This window comes from Stenotrophomonas sp. 85239_Sma, from assembly GCF_056481725.1.
Genome location: NZ_CM151163.1, coordinates 1,300,312 through 1,317,749 on the forward strand (window position 1 = coordinate 1,300,312; position 17,438 = coordinate 1,317,749).

Genomic DNA, 17,438 nt, shown 5'->3' on the forward strand with positions numbered 1-17,438 from the left:
CTTTGCATGCAATGACGCAGGGTGCAGCGCGGCAAGCGCCGCAGGCGCGATCATCGTGACATTGCCACCGGTCCAAGCCACGGGGATCAATCTCGGGGGTGTGAGCTACAGTTCAACCGTGAGCATGTGGTGGGGCGCAATCCCCGCCGCGACGAGTTACCAGTTGATGGAACAGCTCAATGGCGGTGGCTTCGGACTCGCCCAGGAAGACGGCGCGACCGCCGTGGCCCGAGGCGGCCGCTGGCCGGGGCAGTGGGACTACCAGGTGCGTGGCTGCAATGTCGCCGGTTGCGGACCGTGGTCCGCGGTGGCGGGCGTGCGCGTGATTGGCCCTCCGGCGACCCCGGTTCTGCGCGTGCCGGATGGGGTGGGAATCGGCGCGGCTTACTCGATCTCCCTGCTGGAAGTGGCGGACGCGACGCGCTATGAAATCGACGAAAGTACTGACGGCGCCAACTGGTCGCTGATTGCGGGAGATCGAGCCGTTTCCCTCAGCAAGGGCGGCGGAGGCAACTTCTACTACCGTGGTCGTGCTTGCAATCCCGCAGGCTGCAGTCCCAGTTCTGCTGCTGGCCTGGTTGCGATTTCCAGTGCGCCGGCCGTACCCACGGGTGTGAGGATCGTAAAGAGCGGTCCCAACATCTGTTCGGTCATCTGGAATGCGTCGCCGGGTGCTACCTACTACAACATGCGATCAAGCAGCGGCGGCGCGACCTACAAGGCGGAAGGCATCGGGTACGACCTCGATACACGCTGCCAGGGTGGCTACAAGGTGCGTGCCTGCAATGCGCAGGCGTGCTCGGCCTGGTCGAACTGAGGTGGGCGCGATGAACGCAGGAATGAAGATGCTGGTGAGTCGAACCGTAGGTGGGGCCGCGCTGATTCTGGGTGGACTGTTCAATCAGGCTGCTGCGGAGACGATTACCTATATCCATACCGATGCGTTAGGGTCACCGGTCGCTGAGACTGACTCGGCTGGCATCGTTATCCGACGTACCACCTATGAGCCCTATGGTGCTGTGATTGGTGGGTCCGTCGCTGATGGGCCTGGTTATACCGGGCATGTGACCGATGCCTCGACAGGCTTGAGCTACATGCAGCAACGGTACATGGATTCACAGTTGGGTGTGTTTCTAAGTGTGGATCCTGTGACGGCCTATGGGGGGACTATGGCGCAGTTCAACAGGTACAGGTATGGAAATGGAAGTCCGTATCGATTCGTTGACCCAGATGGACGTATCGGATGCACTGGAACCAGAATCCAAGGCGTCTGCGATTCTGGCGGTGTCGCGGGTTTGCGAACGTCCGCGCGAAGCCCTGTCGACGATAAGCGAGAAACTGGCGCTCCGAGGATGGCAATATCCAATGCATCATCCAGGGAGTACAAGGAATCCGATTCAAATGGCGAGAAAAAGCAGATTGTGAATGCAATCGGTCTGCTGCCCACGTGGAAAGCCAAGTCTGCAGCCGACAGAGCACTGGCTGCGGCGGTGGAGTCAGGCCTCCCAGGGCAGCACAATGGCAAGGGAGACGCATTTCGACATTGTCTTTGGTCATGTGACATGGCGAACACAATTGGTCAGAACAGCGCTAAGTCTGTTGGCGACATACACGAAGCATGGAGTAGCGGCCCAAGACGCGAGGTGCGTATGGACCTTTTCAATAATGAAGTTGGACGAAGGTATAGTGGTTCTGGACGCACGTGCGCGGCCGCATGCATGTCAGGAGTTGGAGACGGGTCGCTCAGCACCGACGTAGAGGAGTGGGGAAAATGAGAGGTTTGATCTTGCTGGCGGCGGGGCTGTTGTCCCTCATTGGCTGCAGTTCGCCACCGGGTCTCGGGGTAAGTTTGAGCAATGAATCTGGTGAGGCGATCTATCAGGTCAGATTGCAGGCCGGAGGAAGCACGTTTGGCACCGACCAGTTGCCGGCGGGTGAGAAGGCGTCTGGCAGTCTGGACGTTGTCACGGATTCGGCGGCGGAAGTTGTGTATCGGCGATCACCTCAGTCGGAGGAGATCCATTGCGGCGGGGATGTTTATGTTGCTGCCGGTGCTCGTCAGACATTGGTCGTTGTCGTGGGCAAGGATGGATGCGCGTTCAGGATCCAGTAGATGGGGGGAAAGCAAGTGGATGTGGGAGGGCGGCCAAGATTGTTAAAGGTAGAGCGATGGGTTGGAAGAACATGGTGCTGCCTGGCTGCTGTCTGCCCTAGAAGACTCCCGTCGCGCCAATGCTCAGGTACTTCTGGAACACGCCCGATGTGACACCGCGCCAGCTGAAGAATTGAGGAGGATGCGGCAGACGACCCGCTCGCAGCGGAAATCCCGAGGGTGTAGCAGATCGTCTTGGCTGTGCCCTCAAGGCAATTGACCTTGGCGCCTGACAGCCACTAGAATAGCCAGCTAAGCCGGAATAGCTCAGTTGGTAGAGCGGCGCATTCGTAATGCGTAGGTCGCAGGTTCGACTCCTGTTTCCGGCACCAGTTGTAGAAAAGCCCCGGCCTTTGGTCGGGGCTTTTTTGTTTGGCCGATTAGCGGCGCGACGCTATCAACGCCGCGCCATCCCCGCATCCTTCGCCAGCCACCACGCCAGCTGCCGGAGATAACCACCTGCAGCTCCCGCCAATGCGCCGATCAGCAGGCGTGCAAGCATCGTGGCCCCGTGCGCGGCCCGCTCCCGTACCCAAGGCAGCACCGCCACCACCTGTGCACCCAGCAACAGCATCAGCACGTCCAGCCCCAGCGCGTCCACCACAGGCAGCAACGGCAGCAGATCCGGATTGCAGGCCAGCACGATCACCAGCGCAGCACCCAGCACGGCCATCAGGCGGCGCCCAGTGGGCAGGGTAGTCCAGTGCAGCAGTCGGCTGATCAGGCGCATGGCATTCCTTGTGTCACGTGTGGGAGTCCTCGTCAGGCTCAATCGGGCGCACCGGCTGCCGCAGCACGGTTTTCAACCGCGCCGCGTCGGTCCTGCGCGGGTCGCTCAGGTAGATCTCATGATGGGGGCCGGCAAAGGTGTATCCCAATGCGGGCATCAGTTCGTCATGCAGATGCGCCAGGGTGGGCCCTTCGTCATCGTAGGCGCCCACGTGCAAGGTCTGCAGGCTGGGGCCCTCGGCAAGGACTTCATGGCGAAGGCTGGGCGGAGCCTCTCCCAGCTTGGTGCGCGCCTTGCTGATCGCGGCCTGCCACTGTGCAGGGGCGATGCCCTCGGGCGTGCGGATCATTACGGTCCAGGCCCACTCATCCTTCCGCCGCGCGACGAAGCTGGCCGGATCCTCGGCGCTCCACAGTGCTTCCAGCGGCGGCACCACGTGGTCCTGTCCTTCGGCCTTCAGCGCGAACTTCAGTGCATAGCTAACCGAATACAGCCACTGCACGGCCTGCAGGTAGGCGGGGGCCGTGTTCGGGTCGCCGCGACCATCGACCATCACGTAGGGCAGGGGCGGTACATCGATCCGTACGAACCGGCCGGTCGGCGGTTGATAGAGCGTTCGGTCGCGCTTCCTGAAGTCGATCTTGTCCAAGGGCCTTCCTCCTGCGCCGAGCATCCCATGCCGGCTACCCGCCAGCACGCCTGAACAGGTTCAGACGACTTTGCCGAACGAGTCCGGACCGCCGGCCAGCACCCGACGCTAGGATGCCGCCCCCGGGTGTTCTGCCCGCCGCGCCTGCGCGGTGCGACAACGTGTCGCAGCCAGAATCGGGCCTTTCCTGCGCTCGATCATTGTCAATGCCTTTCTTAAATGGTGGGTGACGGCCTAAAATTGAAAGGCTGACTCGACCCCACCTCCCTGCCTGTCTTCCGGACCGGTGGGACCGGCTTTGGCCGGAACAGGCAGGACGGGGAACGGCATTCCCTCGCAATTGGATCGACCGATGATTCCGTTGAAAACCCTTGGGCGCTGGTTGCGCCCGGGCCTGCTGCTGTCGTTGCTGGTGATGCTCACCGGTTGCGATGCGGTGGCCATCCTCAGTCCGAAGGGCCAGATCGGCCAGGATGAGAAGACCCTGCTGATCACGGCCACCGTGCTCATGCTGCTGGTCGTCATCCCGGTCATCATCATGACCCTGACCTTCGCGTGGAAGTATCGCGCCTCCAACACCAAGGCCCGTTACGAGCCGAAGTGGTCCCACTCGACGGCGATCGAGGTGGTGGTGTGGTCCATTCCCTGCATGATCGTGCTGGTGCTGGCGGTCCTGACCTGGCGCTCGTCGCACGCACTGGACCCGTATCGTCCGCTGGATTCGGACGTCAAGCCGGTCACCATCGAGGCGATCTCGCTGGACTGGAAATGGCTGTTCATCTATCCGGAAGAGAAGGTGGCGGTCGTCAACGAAATCAAGTTCCCGGTCAACACGCCGCTGAACTTCAAGATCACGTCCGATTCGGTGATGAATGCCTTCTTCATCCCGCACCTGGGCAGCATGATCTACTCGATGGCTGCGATGGAGACCAAGCTCCACCTGATCGCCAACGAGACCGGTGAATTCCCGGGCATGTCCTCGCACTACAGCGGCGCGGGCTTCGCCAAGATGCACTTCACCGCCTACTCGGTTACCGACGCCGAATACCGCCAGTGGCTGGACCAGGTCCGTGCCGGCGAGCAGACCCTGGACAAGGCCTCGTTCAAGGCCCTGGGCGAAGCACGCAATGCCGAGTGGTATCCGGTCACCTACTTCGGCAAGACCGAAGAAGGCCTGTTCGACTGGGTCATCGCCAAGCACATGGGCGACAACAAGCATTACGGCATGAAGCACTCGCACGCTGGTGCCGCCGCTGCCGATGCCGCCAGCCATGAAGCGCACGAGGGCCATGCCCCCAGTGACGCGCATGATTCCAAGGAATCGGGTGAAAACCTGGATGCCAACGAACACGAACACGCAGGCCATGCCGGCCACGCGGGTTCGGGAGAATGAACATGTTGGGAAAACTCTCTCTTGAGTCGATCCCCCACGATCCGATCGTGCTGACCACCCTGGTCGGCGCGGTGCTGGGTGGCCTGGGCGTCATGGCCCTGATCACCAAGTTCAAGCTGTGGGGCTACCTGTGGAAGGAGTGGTTCACCTCGGTGGACCACAAGAAGATCGGCGTGATGTACCTCATCGTCGCCTTCGTCATGCTGCTGCGCGGTTTCTCCGACGCGATCATGATGCGTACCCAGCAGGCCATCGCCGTCGGTGGTTCCGAGGGTTACCTGCCGCCGCACCACTACGACCAGATCTTCACCGCCCACGGCGTGATCATGATCTTCTTCGTGGCGATGCCGCTGATCACCGGCCTGATGAACCTGGCCGTGCCGTTGCAGATCGGTGCGCGCGACGTCGCGTTCCCGTTCGTCAACTCGCTCAGCTTCTGGCTGTTCGTGTCCGGTGCGGTGCTGATCATGCTGTCGCTGTGGATCGGTGAGTTCGCTGCCACCGGCTGGCTGGCGTTCCCGCCGCTGTCGGGCATCGAATACAGTCCAAGCGTCGGCATGGACTATTACATCTGGGGTCTACAGGTGGCGGGTTTGGGTACCACGCTCAGTGGTATCAACTTCTTCATCACCATCCTCAAGATGCGCACCCCGAGCATGAAGCTGATGCAGATGCCGGTGTTCACCTGGACCGCCCTGGTGACCAACGTGCTGATCGTCGCGGCCTTCCCGGTGCTGACCATCACCCTGGTGCTGCTGACCCTGGACCGTTACCTGGGTACGCACTTCTTCACCAATGACGGTGGCGGCAACGCCATGCTGTACATCAACCTGATCTGGATCTGGGGCCACCCGGAGGTGTACATCCTGGTCCTGCCGGCGTTCGGTGTGTTCTCCGAAGTCATCGCGACCTTCTCGCGCAAGGCGCTGTTCGGCTACAAGGGCATGGTCTACGCCACCGCCTGCATCGGCGTGCTGTCGTTCATCGTGTGGCTGCACCACTTCTTCACCATGGGTTCGGGCGCCAACGTCAATGCCTTCTTCGGCATCACGACGATGATCATCTCGATCCCGACCGGTGTGAAGATCTTCAACTGGCTGTTCACCATGTTCCGCGGCCGCGTGCACTTCACCACCCCGGTGCTGTGGACCATCGGCTTCATGGTCACCTTCGTCATCGGCGGCATGACCGGCGTGATGCTGGCGATCCCGGCCATCGACTTCGTGCTGCACAACAGCCTGTTCCTGATCGCCCACTTCCACAACGTCATCATCGGCGGCGTGGTGTTCGGCATGTTCGCCGGCATCACCTACTGGTGGCCGAAGATGTTCGGCTTCCGCCTCAACGAGTTCTGGGGCAAGTGCGCGTTCTGGTGCTGGTTCATCGGCTTCTACGTGACCTTCATGCCGATGTACGTGCTGGGCTTCATGGGCATGACCCGTCGTCTGCAGAGCACGGTCAACCCGGCCTATGAGCCGCTGCTGCTGGTCGCCGCTGCAGGTGCCTTCATCGTCGGCGCCGGCATCCTGTGCCAGATCATCCAGGTGGCCGTGTCGATCCGCGACCGCAAGAAGACCGTCGACCTGACCGGCGACCCGTGGGATGCCCGTACGCTGGAGTGGGAAACCTCTTCGCCGCCGGCCTTCTACAACTTCGGCACCCTGCCGGAAGTCACCGAACTGGACGATTTCTGGGAGCGCAAGCAGCGTGGTGAAGCCTGGCCGAAGCCGGCCAAGTACACCGACATCCACATGCCGCGCAATACCGGCACGGGCGTTGTCATCGGTGCCTTCAGCCTGGTGTTCGGCTTCGCGATGATCTGGCACATCTGGTGGCTGGCCATCGTCGGCTTCGTCGGCATGATCGCCACGTTCATCTACCGCACCTTCGACCAGGACGTGGACTACTGGGTCCCGGCCGCCGAGGTGGAACGCATCGAGAACGAACACCGCAAGCACCTGGAAGCCCAGGGGCTGGTGAAGTCGGAGCTGAAGGCATGAGCACCAATACCTCGACCCTGAGCCACGGGCACGCCGCGCACGCGGCGGCCCATGGCCATGACGACCACGAGCACCACGACACCGGCGGCAATACCGTCTTCGGTTTCTGGGTGTACCTGATGAGCGACTGCCTCATCTTCGCCTCGCTGTTCGCCACCTACGTGGTGCTGGCCGGCGGAACCGATGGTGGCCCCACCGCGAAGGACCTGTTCGAGCTGCCGTTCGTGGCGTGGGAAACCGCGCTGCTGCTGACCTCGTCGCTGACCTTCGGCCTGGGCATGATCGCCATGCACCGCAAGCAGATGGGCCAGATGTACCTGTGGCTGGGCATCACCTGGCTGCTGGGCTTCGGCTTCATGTGCATGGAAGTGTGGGAATTCCAGCACCTGATCCACCAGGGCTACGGTCCGGACCGCAGTGCCTTCCTGTCGGCGTTCTTCGCCCTGGTCGGTACCCACGGCCTGCACGTCAGCGCCGGCCTGCTGTGGCTGCTGGTGATGTTCGTGCAGCTGAAGAAGTACGGCCTGACCCCGACCAACAAGACCCGCATGGCGTGCCTGAGCCTGTTCTGGCACTTCCTGGACCTGATCTGGATCGGCGTGTTCTCCGTCGTCTACCTCAATGGAGCGCTGTAATGGCACATGACAACCATGCACACGATCACGGCACCGGCGGCGAAAGCCACGGCAGCGTGAAGTCGTACCTGATCGGCTTCGTGCTGGCGGTGGTGCTGACCGTCATCCCGTTCTGGATGGTGATGTCGGGTGACTTCTCGCGCACCGTCAACGGTGTGGTGATCGCGGTCACCGCGGTGCTGCAGATGCTGGTCCACCTGGTGTTCTTCCTGCACCTGGACCGCTCTTCGGAAAGCCGCTGGAACGTCAACGCTGCGGCCTTCACCGTCGTGGTGATCGGCATCATCGTGGCCGGCACCCTGTGGGTCATGCACAACATGAACGTGCACATGATGCACTGACGTCCTCGCGACGTTGCCACGCAGAAAGGCCGCCCTCGGGCGGCCTTTTTGTTGGCGGCTGGATGGGGTCGGATCCCTGGCCGCAGGCCAGGGCTCTGACCCCGCGGCCCGGTAGATTCAGGCCACGCGTGGATGGGGTTGCGTGGATGGGGTCAGAGCCCTTGCCTGCGGCCAGGGCCCCGACCCCGAAACTGGGGCCTCAGCCCACCCGGCGCAGGAATTCCTCGGCGTCCATCGGCCGGCCCAGGTGGTAGCCCTGCAGCTGGTCGCAGCCAAGTTCGCTCAGGTACTCGCGCTGCGCCTGCGTTTCCACGCCCTCGGCGACCACCTGCAGCTGCAGGGTGCGGCCCAGCGCGATGATCGACGAGACGATGGCGGCGTCTTCGTCATTGCGCTCCAGGTCGTGCACGAACGCACGGTCGATCTTCAGTTCGGTGGCCGGCATGCGCTTGAGGTACAGCAGGCTGGAATAGCCGGTGCCGAAATCATCGATGGCGATGTGCACGCCCATCGCGGTCAGGTCGTTGAGTATCGCCAGGCTGGCATCGACGTCCTTCATCGCCGTGGTCTCGGTGATCTCCAGGGTCAGCCGGGCCGGCTCGATCCGGTGCCGCTCCAGCACTTCGCGCACGCTGTCCAGCAGCACCGGCGAGGCGAACTGCAGCGGCGACAGGTTCACCGCCATCGACCATTCCGCATGCCCGGCCTCGTGCCATGCGCGCAGCTGCGCGCAGGCGCGGTCCAGTACCCAGTCGCCGATCGGCAGGATCAGGCCGCTGCGCTCGGCGATGGGAATGAACACATCCGGTGCGAGCAGGCCGAGCTCCGGGTGCTGCCAGCGCAGCAGCGCTTCGGCGCCGGTGGCCGGTGCGCCCGCGGCGGGGAACTTGGGCTGGTAGTGCAGGACCAGTTCGTCGCGGGCGATGGCCTTGCGCAGGTCCTGCAGCAGGCGCAGCTGGCGGTTGGCACTGAGCTGCATCGACGGGGTGAAGAAGGTGTAGCCGTTCCGGCCGGTTTCCTTGGTGTGGTACATCGCCGCATCGGCATGCGCCATCAGCTCGCGCTCATTGCTGGCATCGTCCGGGTACAGGGCAATGCCGAGGCTGGCACTGACCTGCAGTTCGGCCGCGTCCAGCGTGAACGGTTCGCCGGCGGCGGCGATGATGCGCTCGGCCACCACCACCGCATCGTCGGGAATATCGATGGCCAGCACGATCACGAACTCGTCGCCGCCGAGGCGGGCGAACGTATCCTGGGGCCGCAGCAGGCCGCCGATGCGCTGCGCCACCGCCACCAGCAGGCGGTCGCCGAGCTGGTGGCCATAGGCATCATTGACCGCCTTGAAACCGTCCAGGTCGCAGAACATCACCGCCACCGCATGGTTGCGGCGCCGCGCCTTCTCGATGGCCTGCTCGATGCGGTCCTGCAGGAGCATGCGGTTGGGCAGCTGGGTCAACGGGTCATGCAGTGCGGCCTGGATCAGCTTGTTGTTGGCGTGCGCCAGCGAGTCGGCCAGCAGCCCGGTGCGCACGCGCATCTGCCGGTCGAACAGCGAGGCCACCAGGGCGATGCCCAGCGTGGCCACGGTGGTGACGATCACCAGCACCGCCAGCCAGCGCGTGTCGATGCCGCCACTGCCGACGGCGCCACAGATGCTGCCCTCGGCGAAGCGCGCCGCGGCCATGCCGGTGTAGTGCATGCCGACGATGGCCAGGCCCATCACCAGCGATGCAAGCGCGCGCAGGAGCAGCGTATGGCGGTGCTCGGCGCGCAGGCGGAAGGCGATCCACAGGGCGGCGCCGGCGGCACCGATGGCCACCGCGATGGAGGCGGCAAACCAACCCGGGTGGTAGTCGATGCCGGGCTGCATGCGCATCGCTGCCATGCCCAGGTAGTGCATGGTGGCGATGCCCAGGCCCATCAGCACGGCCCCGGCCAGCAGCCGTCGCCACGGCAGGCTGGGCCGCGACACCAGCCACAGCGCATAGGCGGAAGCACCGATCGACACCGCCAGCGAGTACAGGGTGATGCCAAGGTCGTAACCCACCGGGATCGGCAGGTCGAAGGCGAGCATGCCGATGAAGTGCATCGACCAGATGCCCAGCCCCATGGCCGCCGCGCCCCCGGCCAGCCACCAGCGGGCCACGCGGCCCTCGGCCGTGGCCAGTCGCCCGGCCATGTCCAGCGCTGTGTACGAAGCAAGAATGGCCACCAACAGGGAGATGATGACCAGGCTCTGACTGTAACTGCCAGTCATGTTGAATCCAGTGGGGAGGGAGGGGCGCCCGCAAGGCGCACGCCCGCGACCCCTATCGGCGCGGGTGGGCAGGACTTGAGCGGTCGCAGCACCTGCGACCCGGCTCGGCTATCCTGCCACGCCTGTTCCCGTTGCTGGAAATCATCCGATGGCAAAAGCCCGCACCGCCTACGTCTGCAATGAATGCGGCGCCGAATTCAGCAAGTGGCAGGGCCAATGCACCGAGTGCAACGCCTGGAACTCGCTGTCGGAAATCGTGCTGGAAAGCGCGGCGGCGGCCAAGGCGCCGGCCTCGCGCCGGGCGGGCTGGGCCGGCAAGATCGACCCGCCGAAGATCACCGCCCTGAAGGACGTGGAGCAGACCGAGCATCGCCGGGTCTCCACCGGCATCGGCGAGTTCGACCGCGTGCTGGGCGGTGGCCTGGTCGAGGGCGCGGTGGTGCTGGTCGGTGGCGATCCGGGCATCGGCAAGTCGACCCTGCTGCTGCAGGCGGTAGCGAAGATGGCGGCCGAGCTGCCGGTGCTGTACGTCACCGGCGAGGAATCACTGGCGCAGGTGGCCGGCCGCGCGCACCGGCTGGAGCTGCCGCTGGACGGGGTCAACGCACTGGCCGAAACCGGGGTCGAATCGATCCTGCAGCATGCGTCCAAGGCCGGCCCGCGGCTGATCGTGGCCGACTCCGTGCAGACCCTGTGGACCGAGAGCCTGACCGCTGCGCCGGGCTCGGTCAGCCAGGTGCGCGAGAGCGCGGCGCGGCTGGTGCGTTTTGCGAAGGAGACCGGGACCGCCGTGTTCCTGGTTGGCCACGTCACCAAGGAGGGCGGCATCGCTGGCCCGCGCGTGCTCGAGCACATGGTCGACGCGGTGCTGTACTTCGAGGGTGAGAGCGGCAGCCGCTTCCGCCTGCTGCGTGCGTTCAAGAACCGCTTCGGCGCGGTCAACGAACTGGGCGTGTTCGCGATGGGCGACAAGGGCCTGAAGGAGGTCTCCAATCCGTCGGCGATCTTCCTGTCCGGCGGCAGCACCCACCAGCCGGGCAGCTGCGTGATGGTCACCCGCGAGGGCACCCGGCCGCTGCTGGTGGAGGTGCAGGCACTGGTTGATGCGTCGCCGCTGTCGAACCCGCGCCGTGTCGCGGTCGGCCTGGAGCAGAACCGCTTGGCCATGCTGCTGGCGGTACTGCATCGCCACGGTGACGTGCTGGTCGGCGACCAGGACGTGTTCGTCAACGTGGTCGGTGGCATCCGCGTGCAGGAGACCGCCGCCGACCTGCCGGTGCTGCTGGCGGTGCTGTCCTCGCTGCAGGATCGGCCGTTGGCGGAAAAGACCATTGCCTTCGGCGAGGTAGGCCTGTCCGGCGAGATCCGTCCGGTGCCCAATGGCGAAGACCGCCTGCGCGAGGCCGCCACCCATGGCTTCAAGCGCGCCATCGTGCCCAAGGCCAATGCGCCCAAGGGGGGCTCGGTGAAAGGCATGGAAGTGATCGCGGTGGAGCGCCTGTCCGAGGCCATCGACGCGGCGTGATGCCCTTGCTGTAGGCGCACAGACGTCAAACACGGCAAGGGTCAGCTTCCCTGTGCTAGTTTTTCCCGCTCGACGAAGACGCCCCCTCGCGTCTTTCCGTGCCCAGGAGTAAACGATTACATGCAGGACACCGCGTTCACCACGCCCGACGCCGAGATCCGGCGTGCCGGCGTCGATCTCAATGGACTGATGACGGTGCTGGGCAAGCACCTGTATTCCACCCCGGTGGTGGCGCTGCGTGAGCTGGTGCAGAACGCGCACGACTCGATCATCCGCCGCCGCATCGAACAGCCTGGCATCGAGGTGCCTTCGCGCATTTCGGTGCAGGTCGATGCCGGTGCCGGCGTGCTGCGCATCACCGATACCGGTGCCGGCCTGACCCGCCAGGAGATCCACGATTACCTGGCCACCGTCGGCGTTGGTTATACCCGTGGCCTGCGCCAGGGCGGCGAGGATGATGAGGGCCTGATCGGCATGTTCGGCCTCGGCTTCCTGTCGGCCTTCGTGCTGGCGCGCCGGGTCAGCGTGCGTACCACCTCGTACCAGGCGCCGGATCTGGGCCATCTGTACGTGTCCAGCAACGCCGAGCAGTACACCGTCAGCGAGGTGCCGGCACGCGCGGTGGGGACCGAGGTGGAGCTGGAGCTGCATCCGGACTTCCTGCCGCTGGCCAACGAGGCGCGCCTGCACGAGGTGCTGGGCCGCTACTGCGCGTTGCTGTCCGAGCCGATCTTCATCGGCGCTGCGGGCGAGGCGATCAATCCCGAGCCGCCGCCGTGGCGCGGCCAGGGGGATGTCGCCGTGCATCCGGTGCAGGCGCGTCGCCAGGCGCTGCAGTTCGCCGCGCGCTTCGAGCACGACTTCGAGCCGATCGTCACCGTGCCGCTGCGCGCCGATGGCAGCAGCGATGCCACCGGCCTGCTGTGGGTGCAGGACGGCGCCACCTATGGCACCAGCGACAACCGAAACCTGTCGGTGTTCGTGCGCGGCATGCTGCTGGACGACGACGCTCGTGACCTGCTGCCGCCGTGGGCCGGCTTCATCGGCGGGGTGATCGAATCCTCGCGGCTGACCCCCACCGCCAGCCGCGAAGACCTGCAGCGCGATGACCAGTACCGCGCCGTGCAGCATGCCTTGCTGGAGGCGCTGATCGAAGGCCTGGCCGACGTTGCGAAGCAGCAACCGGAAGCGTGGCGGCGCGTGTTGAGCCGCCACAACGAGGCGCTGCTGGGCGCGGCGCTGTGCGATGACCGCCTGTTCGACCTGCTGCTGGAGCACGTGCGCGTGCCGACCTCGCAGGGCGACCTGCCGGCCAGCGCGTTGCCGGCGCGTGGCGCGGTGCACGTCATCCTCGACAATGGCGGTGGTTTCGAAGAGATGCTGTTCCGCGCGATGGGCGTACCGGTCGCGCATGGTCATCGCTATGCGGTGGTGCCGTTCCTGCGGCGCTGGGCCCAGGCCAAGGGCCTGCGCCTGGTCGAACTCGGCACCGAGCAGGGCAACCGCGCGCTGTTCCGTACGGATGACAGCCTTGATGAGACGCAGCTGGCGTGGCTGCGCGAGCAGCTGGGTGACGGCGAGCAGCTGCTGCCGGCGCGCTTCAGCCCGGAGGCGCTGCCCGTGGTGGTGGTGCCCGACCGCGAAGCCGAATTGAAGCAGCGCCTGGAGGATGACGAGAACGACAAGCGCGTATCGATGGCGGCGCTGCGCCTGGCCCGGCAGTTCACCGCGCGCATCGAATCGCGTGCACCCTCGCGGTTGTACCTCAATCTCGACAACCCGGCGGTGCAGGCGCTGCTGCGCGCCCAGCGCGAGGGCCATCCACAGGCCGAAGCCGCAGCGCGCCTGCTGCGCTCGCTGAAGATCATCGTCGCTGCACAGGGCCGTCCCCTGGCCCGGGCAGCGACCGCCACGCCAGGCCCGGATCTCAATGGCGCCTTTACCGATATCGCCGGTGCCCTGCAGCAGATGCTGCGCTGAGCACCGCACCCTCTCATCCAGCCTTCGCTAGACAGGAGCACTTACCCCATGGACATCTGGAACTGGGTCGAAAAACTGCAGGGAGACCTGCGCCAGGCCGGCCAGGCGCAGAACGCGCACCTGCTGAACCGCCTCGCCGACGAGGTCAGTGAGCTGCAGATCGATCGCGTCGATGCACTGCTGCCCGAAGCGCGTGCGCTAGGCAAGGCGCTCGACAACCCCTGGGTCGATGTCTACGTCGGCCACTGGGCGCTGCGCAACCGCGTCGGCAACCGCGTGGAAGGCGAGAGTGCACTTGGCGAAGCCGTAGCGCTGTTCGAGCGCGCACACCGCGAGGACACGCTGGAATGCCCGCAGTCGATCTGCGTGACCCAGGACCTGGCGGCCTGCTACGGCAACATCGATGGCCCGGGCTGGGTGCCCGAGCGCATCGAGGTGTGCGACGAGACCCTCGGCCGCATCGATCCCAGCTGGGCCTGCTTCCAGTGCCTGAGCTGCGAGAAAGCCGATGCGCTGCTCGACGACGGCCGTGGCCAGGAGGCGCTGGATTACCTGCAGGTGCAGTCCGATGCGATCGAGGCCTGTGGCAAGGAAGTGTTCGACAGCTTCCCGGAGATGCAGATCAAGATCCTGCTCGCGGTCGGCCGGGCCGAAGAGGCGCTGGCACTGATCGAGAAACGCGAGGCCGAAGTGGCGGCTTCGGGTGAGTACGAACCGGCCAACTGCACGGTGCCGCGCCGCCTGTCCAAGGCGTGGGCGCTGGCGCAGCTGGGTCGCGACGAAGCGGCGCTGCAGCAGCTGGTGCCGTGGAGCGAGCTGACCCCGAACTACTGGCGGCTGTGGGCGAACACCGCCGCAGCGCTGTGCCAGCGCGACCCGGCACGCAATACGTGGGACCTGGGCACGCGCTTCAACACGATCATCGAGCACTTCGCCCGGGTCGGTTCGCATCGCCTGCTGATCGAAGTCGCGGCGCTCAGCCTGGAGCTGGCGTTGCAGCGGGGGGCGCGCTGGGTAGCACAGCGCCAGCTGGAACTGGCCCGCACCCATCTTGCGCAGCTGCGGCAGGACCGTGGCGCAGCTGCCCTGGTGGCCGGCCTGGCCGCACGCATCGACGCCTTGCCGGATGTCGCACCGCTGCCGGTGCCGGCCGCCGAACTGCTGGCATGGCTGGAGGCGCAGGGGGAGCAGAACCAGGCGCGCGACCCGGAGCGTGAGGCGCAGTGGCTGCTGCAGGCACAGGCGCAGCTGCCCGATTACGAGGCCTTGGCCGAGATGGCCGCCTCTGCGCTGAGCGCCTGTGGTGCACAGACCGAAGCGCGTGCATTGCTGTGGCGCTTCGTGCGCGCACACACGCAGGATGACGGTCCGGCCGCCTATACGTTGATGCGCTGGCTGGCCGAGCAGGGCGACGACGATGGCCTGCGCCAGTTGGCCGACCTCTATCGCGGCAGCGTGCCGGTGTTCGCGCACTGGTGCGACGTGCAGCGCGCCCGTCGGGTGTCCGACTGGCCGGCGCTGGAGCGGGCCGCGCAGGCGCTGCTGGCGGCATCGCCGGGTTCGCACGGTGCACGTGGCACGTTGGCACGGATGTACATGGAAACCGGCCGCTTCAGCGAGGCCCAGGCCTGCTATGCGCAGCTGGTGGAGTTGCTGGAAGAACCCAACGCGGCACATTGGGACCATATGAGTGCAGCCAGCGCGGCACGCGACTGGGATGCGGTGCGCCGCTCGGCCGCCGCAATCGGCATGGAGCTGTCCAGCCAGGAGGGCGTGGTCGAGGAGCCGTGGGGTTGGGTGATCATCCGCAGCGAAGAGAATGGCGAGCCGATGGAGTACTACGCGCGCCGCAGTGGTCCGGTCACCGCGCGTATCGTCGAGAACGCACCGGCCAACCGTGCCCAGCAGGTGGGCGACTGGGTGGTGTTCGATGCTGCGCTGGTGCACCCGGCGCCGGAGGAGGAGGAAGCGCGCGAGCACTTCATCCCGACCTATGCGCAGGTGCATGTGCTGGAGCGCGGCGGCTTCGCCCGCAGCTGGCTGATCGACGGCGCGCACCCGGGCGAAGAGGCCTGGAACGCCTTCGTTGCTGCGGCCGAGGCGCAGGGCTGGCAGGTGTGGTCGCACAGCCGCCCGGACTACACGGTCACCGACCCCGGCATGGAGGAAGGCACCCTGCCGGGCCTGCTGTTCACCGTCGCCCAGCCGCAGGACCATGCGCCGCTGGCGCTGCACCGTTTCCTGCAGCAGGAGACCGCGAAGTGGCCGCATCCGCATTGCTGGCTGCGATTGGCCGAAGCCTGTGACCAGGACCGCCAGCCGCATCTGGATGTGATCGAGCGTTACGGGTTGTAAGCTCCAGGCTCGTGTAGAGCCGAGCCTGTGCTCGGCTCTACAACGAATCATCATCACCAAGGAACGCGAAATGCGCAGGACAGGGATGTTCATGATCGCCGGGCTGCTGCTGGCCGCCAACGTGCAGGCGTCACCAGCCTGCCAGGAACCCGTGGCTGTGGCCCGCGCCTTCTACCAGGCAACGACGGGCGATGGCGACCTGCTGGAGCCGCCCCCGGCGCTGGTCAGCCCCGCCTTCGGCAAGGCACTGCGCGGCGAGCGCGCCTGCCAACAGCGGGAAGAAGGCATCTGCATGATCGATTCCGATCCGTGGCTGGATGCGCAGGACGGCGACATCGAAACCCCGGTGCGTTACAGCTGGAAAGAGGCGTCGGCCACCGCCGGCCGGGTCGAGATGCGCTATTCGGTATGGAAGAAGGCCTACGTGACCCGCCTGCCGATGGTGCGCCAGGGGCAGGGCTGCTGGCAGGTCGATGACATCCTCACCAACAGCGGCCGCTCGGTGCGGAAGATTCTGGCCCAGACGGTGCCCTGAACCGCCTGCGGCATCCACGCAGGGTGCGGCCCAGTTGCGGGCCAGCGGCCGGCACTACCGGGGCGGGGGCCGACCGTTGGTCGGCATGCCTTATCGCGTATGCCCGAACACCAGTTCGATCACGAACTGGCTGCCGAAGAATGCCAGCAGCAGCAACAGCATCGCCGCCAGCGTCCAGTGCACCGCCTTCATGCCGCGCCAGCCGTAGCGCCGGCGGCCGATCAGCAGCACGCCGAACACGATCCACGACAGCACGCTCAGCACGGTCTTGTGCACCAGCTTCTGCGCCAGCAGGTCGTCGACGAACAGCACGCCGGTGACCAGGGTCAGGGTCAGCAGTGCGAAGCCGACGGTGATCACCCGGAACAGCAGTGATTCCAGGTCGGCCAGCGGTGGCAGTGCGCGCAACCACGGGCGGAATTCGCGGCGGCGCAGGGCGCGTTCCTGCAGCCACAGCATGATCGCCAGCAGCGCGGCGATGCTCAGCGTGGCGTAGGCCAGCAACGCCAGCCAGGCGTGGCTGGCCAGGCGCCAGCCCAGCACCTTGCTCGGTTCGTGGCCGTAGCCGTGGTAGGCCAGCAGCAGGACCGCGGCCAGCGGAAACACCACCACGCCCAGCGCCGACATCCGCCCGCGCGCGCCGACCAGCGAGGTCAGCCAGGCCATGCCCAGGCCGACCAGCGACAGCGCGGCGAAGAAATGCATGTCCGGCCCGCCGTTGGTGCGCATCGCTACCATCACGTGGTAGCCACCATGCAGCAGCATCGCCGGCAGGGCGGGCCACAGCCAGGTGGGGGAGCCGGTGGTTTCATCGCGGCCAAGCGCGCGCACCAGCAGGGCACTGGCGGCCAGATAGAGCAGGACGGCGATGAGAACGATTGTCATC

Annotated in this window: 16 protein-coding genes, 1 tRNA gene and 1 pseudogene; 14 read left to right on the forward strand and 4 right to left on the reverse strand. The window is 65.6% G+C overall.

Annotated elements, in window-relative coordinates; genetic code table 11:
* Positions 1–166: 166 nt before the first annotated feature.
* The 6 genes and pseudogenes from ACYKG1_RS06175 (at position 167) to ACYKG1_RS06200 (ending at position 2,484) form a co-directional block, all read left to right on the forward strand.
* A complete protein-coding gene (locus ACYKG1_RS06175) occupies positions 167–817 on the forward strand; it encodes a hypothetical protein (protein WP_478472123.1) in 651 nt (216 codons plus the stop codon).
* Positions 818–845: 28 nt separating this feature from the next.
* A pseudogene (locus ACYKG1_RS06180) lies at positions 846–1,175 on the forward strand (RHS repeat-associated core domain-containing protein); the annotation flags it as partial.
* Between the two features lie 25 nt (positions 1,176–1,200).
* A complete protein-coding gene (locus tag ACYKG1_RS06185; RefSeq protein WP_262084681.1) occupies positions 1,201–1,425 on the forward strand; it encodes a hypothetical protein in 225 nt (74 codons plus the stop codon).
* A complete protein-coding gene (locus ACYKG1_RS06190) occupies positions 1,353–1,775 on the forward strand; it encodes a DUF6973 domain-containing protein (protein WP_478472708.1) in 423 nt (140 codons plus the stop codon). The genes ACYKG1_RS06185 and ACYKG1_RS06190 overlap by 73 nt, the downstream gene beginning before the upstream one ends.
* On the forward strand, positions 1,772–2,113 hold the full coding sequence (locus ACYKG1_RS06195; protein ID WP_262084582.1) for a hypothetical protein: 342 nt from the start codon (positions 1,772–1,774) through the stop codon (positions 2,111–2,113). Before ACYKG1_RS06190 ends, ACYKG1_RS06195 begins: the two co-directional genes overlap by 4 nt.
* A gap of 295 nt (positions 2,114–2,408) precedes the next feature.
* Positions 2,409–2,484 (forward strand) — tRNA-Thr (locus ACYKG1_RS06200).
* 65 nt (positions 2,485–2,549) lie between these two features.
* Here ACYKG1_RS06200 and ACYKG1_RS06205 read toward each other — a convergent pair.
* Positions 2,550–2,882 (reverse strand): hypothetical protein, encoded by a 333-nt coding sequence (locus ACYKG1_RS06205; protein WP_478472125.1) that lies wholly within the window; start codon positions 2,880–2,882, stop codon positions 2,550–2,552.
* Between the two features lie 13 nt (positions 2,883–2,895).
* The gene (locus tag ACYKG1_RS06210) at positions 2,896–3,531 is read right to left on the reverse strand and encodes a GyrI-like domain-containing protein (protein ID WP_478472126.1); all 636 of its coding nucleotides are present in this window, start codon (positions 3,529–3,531) and stop codon (positions 2,896–2,898) included.
* Between the two features lie 352 nt (positions 3,532–3,883).
* On the opposite strand from ACYKG1_RS06210, the gene cyoA reads away from it, so the two are divergent.
* From cyoA to cyoD, 4 genes are read left to right on the forward strand one after another with little or no spacing between them, the layout of a single operon-like run.
* Positions 3,884–4,924, forward strand: coding sequence for a ubiquinol oxidase subunit II (gene cyoA / locus ACYKG1_RS06215; protein ID WP_049446433.1), 1,041 nt, complete (start codon positions 3,884–3,886; stop codon positions 4,922–4,924).
* A gap of 2 nt (positions 4,925–4,926) precedes the next feature.
* Complete coding sequence (gene cyoB, locus ACYKG1_RS06220; RefSeq protein ID WP_100471656.1) at positions 4,927–6,924, forward strand: cytochrome o ubiquinol oxidase subunit I; 1,998 nt, start codon at positions 4,927–4,929, stop codon at positions 6,922–6,924.
* Positions 6,921–7,559 carry a cytochrome o ubiquinol oxidase subunit III gene (gene cyoC, locus ACYKG1_RS06225; protein ID WP_005408583.1) on the forward strand — a complete coding sequence of 213 codons (639 nt, stop codon included), beginning with the start codon at positions 6,921–6,923 and terminating at the stop codon, positions 7,557–7,559. The genes cyoB and cyoC overlap by 4 nt, the downstream gene beginning before the upstream one ends.
* Positions 7,559–7,900 (forward strand): cytochrome o ubiquinol oxidase subunit IV, encoded by a 342-nt coding sequence (cyoD, locus tag ACYKG1_RS06230; RefSeq protein WP_100471657.1) that lies wholly within the window; start codon positions 7,559–7,561, stop codon positions 7,898–7,900. The genes cyoC and cyoD overlap by 1 nt, the downstream gene beginning before the upstream one ends.
* Before the next feature lie 199 nt (positions 7,901–8,099).
* On the opposite strand, the gene ACYKG1_RS06235 is transcribed toward cyoD, so the two are convergent.
* Positions 8,100–10,157, reverse strand: coding sequence for a putative bifunctional diguanylate cyclase/phosphodiesterase (locus tag ACYKG1_RS06235; protein ID WP_262084579.1), 2,058 nt, complete (start codon positions 10,155–10,157; stop codon positions 8,100–8,102).
* Between the two features lie 148 nt (positions 10,158–10,305).
* On the opposite strand from ACYKG1_RS06235, the gene radA reads away from it, so the two are divergent.
* From radA to ACYKG1_RS06255, 4 genes are all read left to right on the forward strand, one after another.
* Positions 10,306–11,682 carry a DNA repair protein RadA gene (radA, locus tag ACYKG1_RS06240; RefSeq protein ID WP_478472128.1) on the forward strand — a complete coding sequence of 459 codons (1,377 nt, stop codon included), beginning with the start codon at positions 10,306–10,308 and terminating at the stop codon, positions 11,680–11,682.
* A gap of 120 nt (positions 11,683–11,802) precedes the next feature.
* Complete coding sequence (locus ACYKG1_RS06245; RefSeq protein ID WP_262226406.1) at positions 11,803–13,662, forward strand: ATP-binding protein; 1,860 nt, start codon at positions 11,803–11,805, stop codon at positions 13,660–13,662.
* 48 nt (positions 13,663–13,710) lie between these two features.
* Positions 13,711–16,017, forward strand: coding sequence for a tetratricopeptide repeat protein (locus tag ACYKG1_RS06250; RefSeq protein ID WP_478472129.1), 2,307 nt, complete (start codon positions 13,711–13,713; stop codon positions 16,015–16,017).
* 70 nt (positions 16,018–16,087) lie between these two features.
* A complete protein-coding gene (locus ACYKG1_RS06255) occupies positions 16,088–16,552 on the forward strand; it encodes a YqhG/Tai3 family protein (RefSeq protein WP_478472130.1) in 465 nt (154 codons plus the stop codon).
* Between the two features lie 90 nt (positions 16,553–16,642).
* Here the strand turns inward: ACYKG1_RS06255 and ACYKG1_RS06260 are convergent, their stop codons facing one another.
* Positions 16,643–17,437, reverse strand: a complete 795-nt coding sequence (locus ACYKG1_RS06260) for a cytochrome C assembly family protein (RefSeq protein WP_075675019.1) — start codon at positions 17,435–17,437, stop codon at positions 16,643–16,645.
* Between the last annotated feature and the right edge of the window lies 1 nt (position 17,438).

What these genes read in the sequence shown, in the direction of transcription:
- cyoB (WP_100471656.1), top strand. Translation starts at nt 4,927, where the DNA reads ATGTTGGGAAAACTCTCTCTTGAGTCGATCCCCCACGATCCGATCGTG.
- cyoA (WP_049446433.1), top strand. Translation starts at nt 3,884, where the DNA reads ATGATTCCGTTGAAAACCCTTGGGCGCTGGTTGCGCCCGGGCCTGCTG.
- ACYKG1_RS06195 (WP_262084582.1), top strand. Translation starts at nt 1,772, where the DNA reads ATGAGAGGTTTGATCTTGCTGGCGGCGGGGCTGTTGTCCCTCATTGGC.
- ACYKG1_RS06260 (WP_075675019.1), bottom strand. Translation starts at nt 17,437, where the DNA reads ATGACAATCGTTCTCATCGCCGTCCTGCTCTATCTGGCCGCCAGTGCC.
- ACYKG1_RS06255 (WP_478472130.1), top strand. Translation starts at nt 16,088, where the DNA reads ATGCGCAGGACAGGGATGTTCATGATCGCCGGGCTGCTGCTGGCCGCC.
- ACYKG1_RS06190 (WP_478472708.1), top strand. Translation starts at nt 1,353, where the DNA reads ATGGCAATATCCAATGCATCATCCAGGGAGTACAAGGAATCCGATTCA.
- cyoD (WP_100471657.1), top strand. Translation starts at nt 7,559, where the DNA reads ATGGCACATGACAACCATGCACACGATCACGGCACCGGCGGCGAAAGC.
- ACYKG1_RS06250 (WP_478472129.1), top strand. Translation starts at nt 13,711, where the DNA reads ATGGACATCTGGAACTGGGTCGAAAAACTGCAGGGAGACCTGCGCCAG.
- ACYKG1_RS06205 (WP_478472125.1), bottom strand. Translation starts at nt 2,882, where the DNA reads ATGCGCCTGATCAGCCGACTGCTGCACTGGACTACCCTGCCCACTGGG.
- ACYKG1_RS06175 (WP_478472123.1), top strand. Translation starts at nt 167, where the DNA reads ATGGAACAGCTCAATGGCGGTGGCTTCGGACTCGCCCAGGAAGACGGC.
- ACYKG1_RS06245 (WP_262226406.1), top strand. Translation starts at nt 11,803, where the DNA reads ATGCAGGACACCGCGTTCACCACGCCCGACGCCGAGATCCGGCGTGCC.
- ACYKG1_RS06235 (WP_262084579.1), bottom strand. Translation starts at nt 10,157, where the DNA reads ATGACTGGCAGTTACAGTCAGAGCCTGGTCATCATCTCCCTGTTGGTG.
- cyoC (WP_005408583.1), top strand. Translation starts at nt 6,921, where the DNA reads ATGAGCACCAATACCTCGACCCTGAGCCACGGGCACGCCGCGCACGCG.
- ACYKG1_RS06185 (WP_262084681.1), top strand. Translation starts at nt 1,201, where the DNA reads ATGGAAGTCCGTATCGATTCGTTGACCCAGATGGACGTATCGGATGCA.
- radA (WP_478472128.1), top strand. Translation starts at nt 10,306, where the DNA reads ATGGCAAAAGCCCGCACCGCCTACGTCTGCAATGAATGCGGCGCCGAA.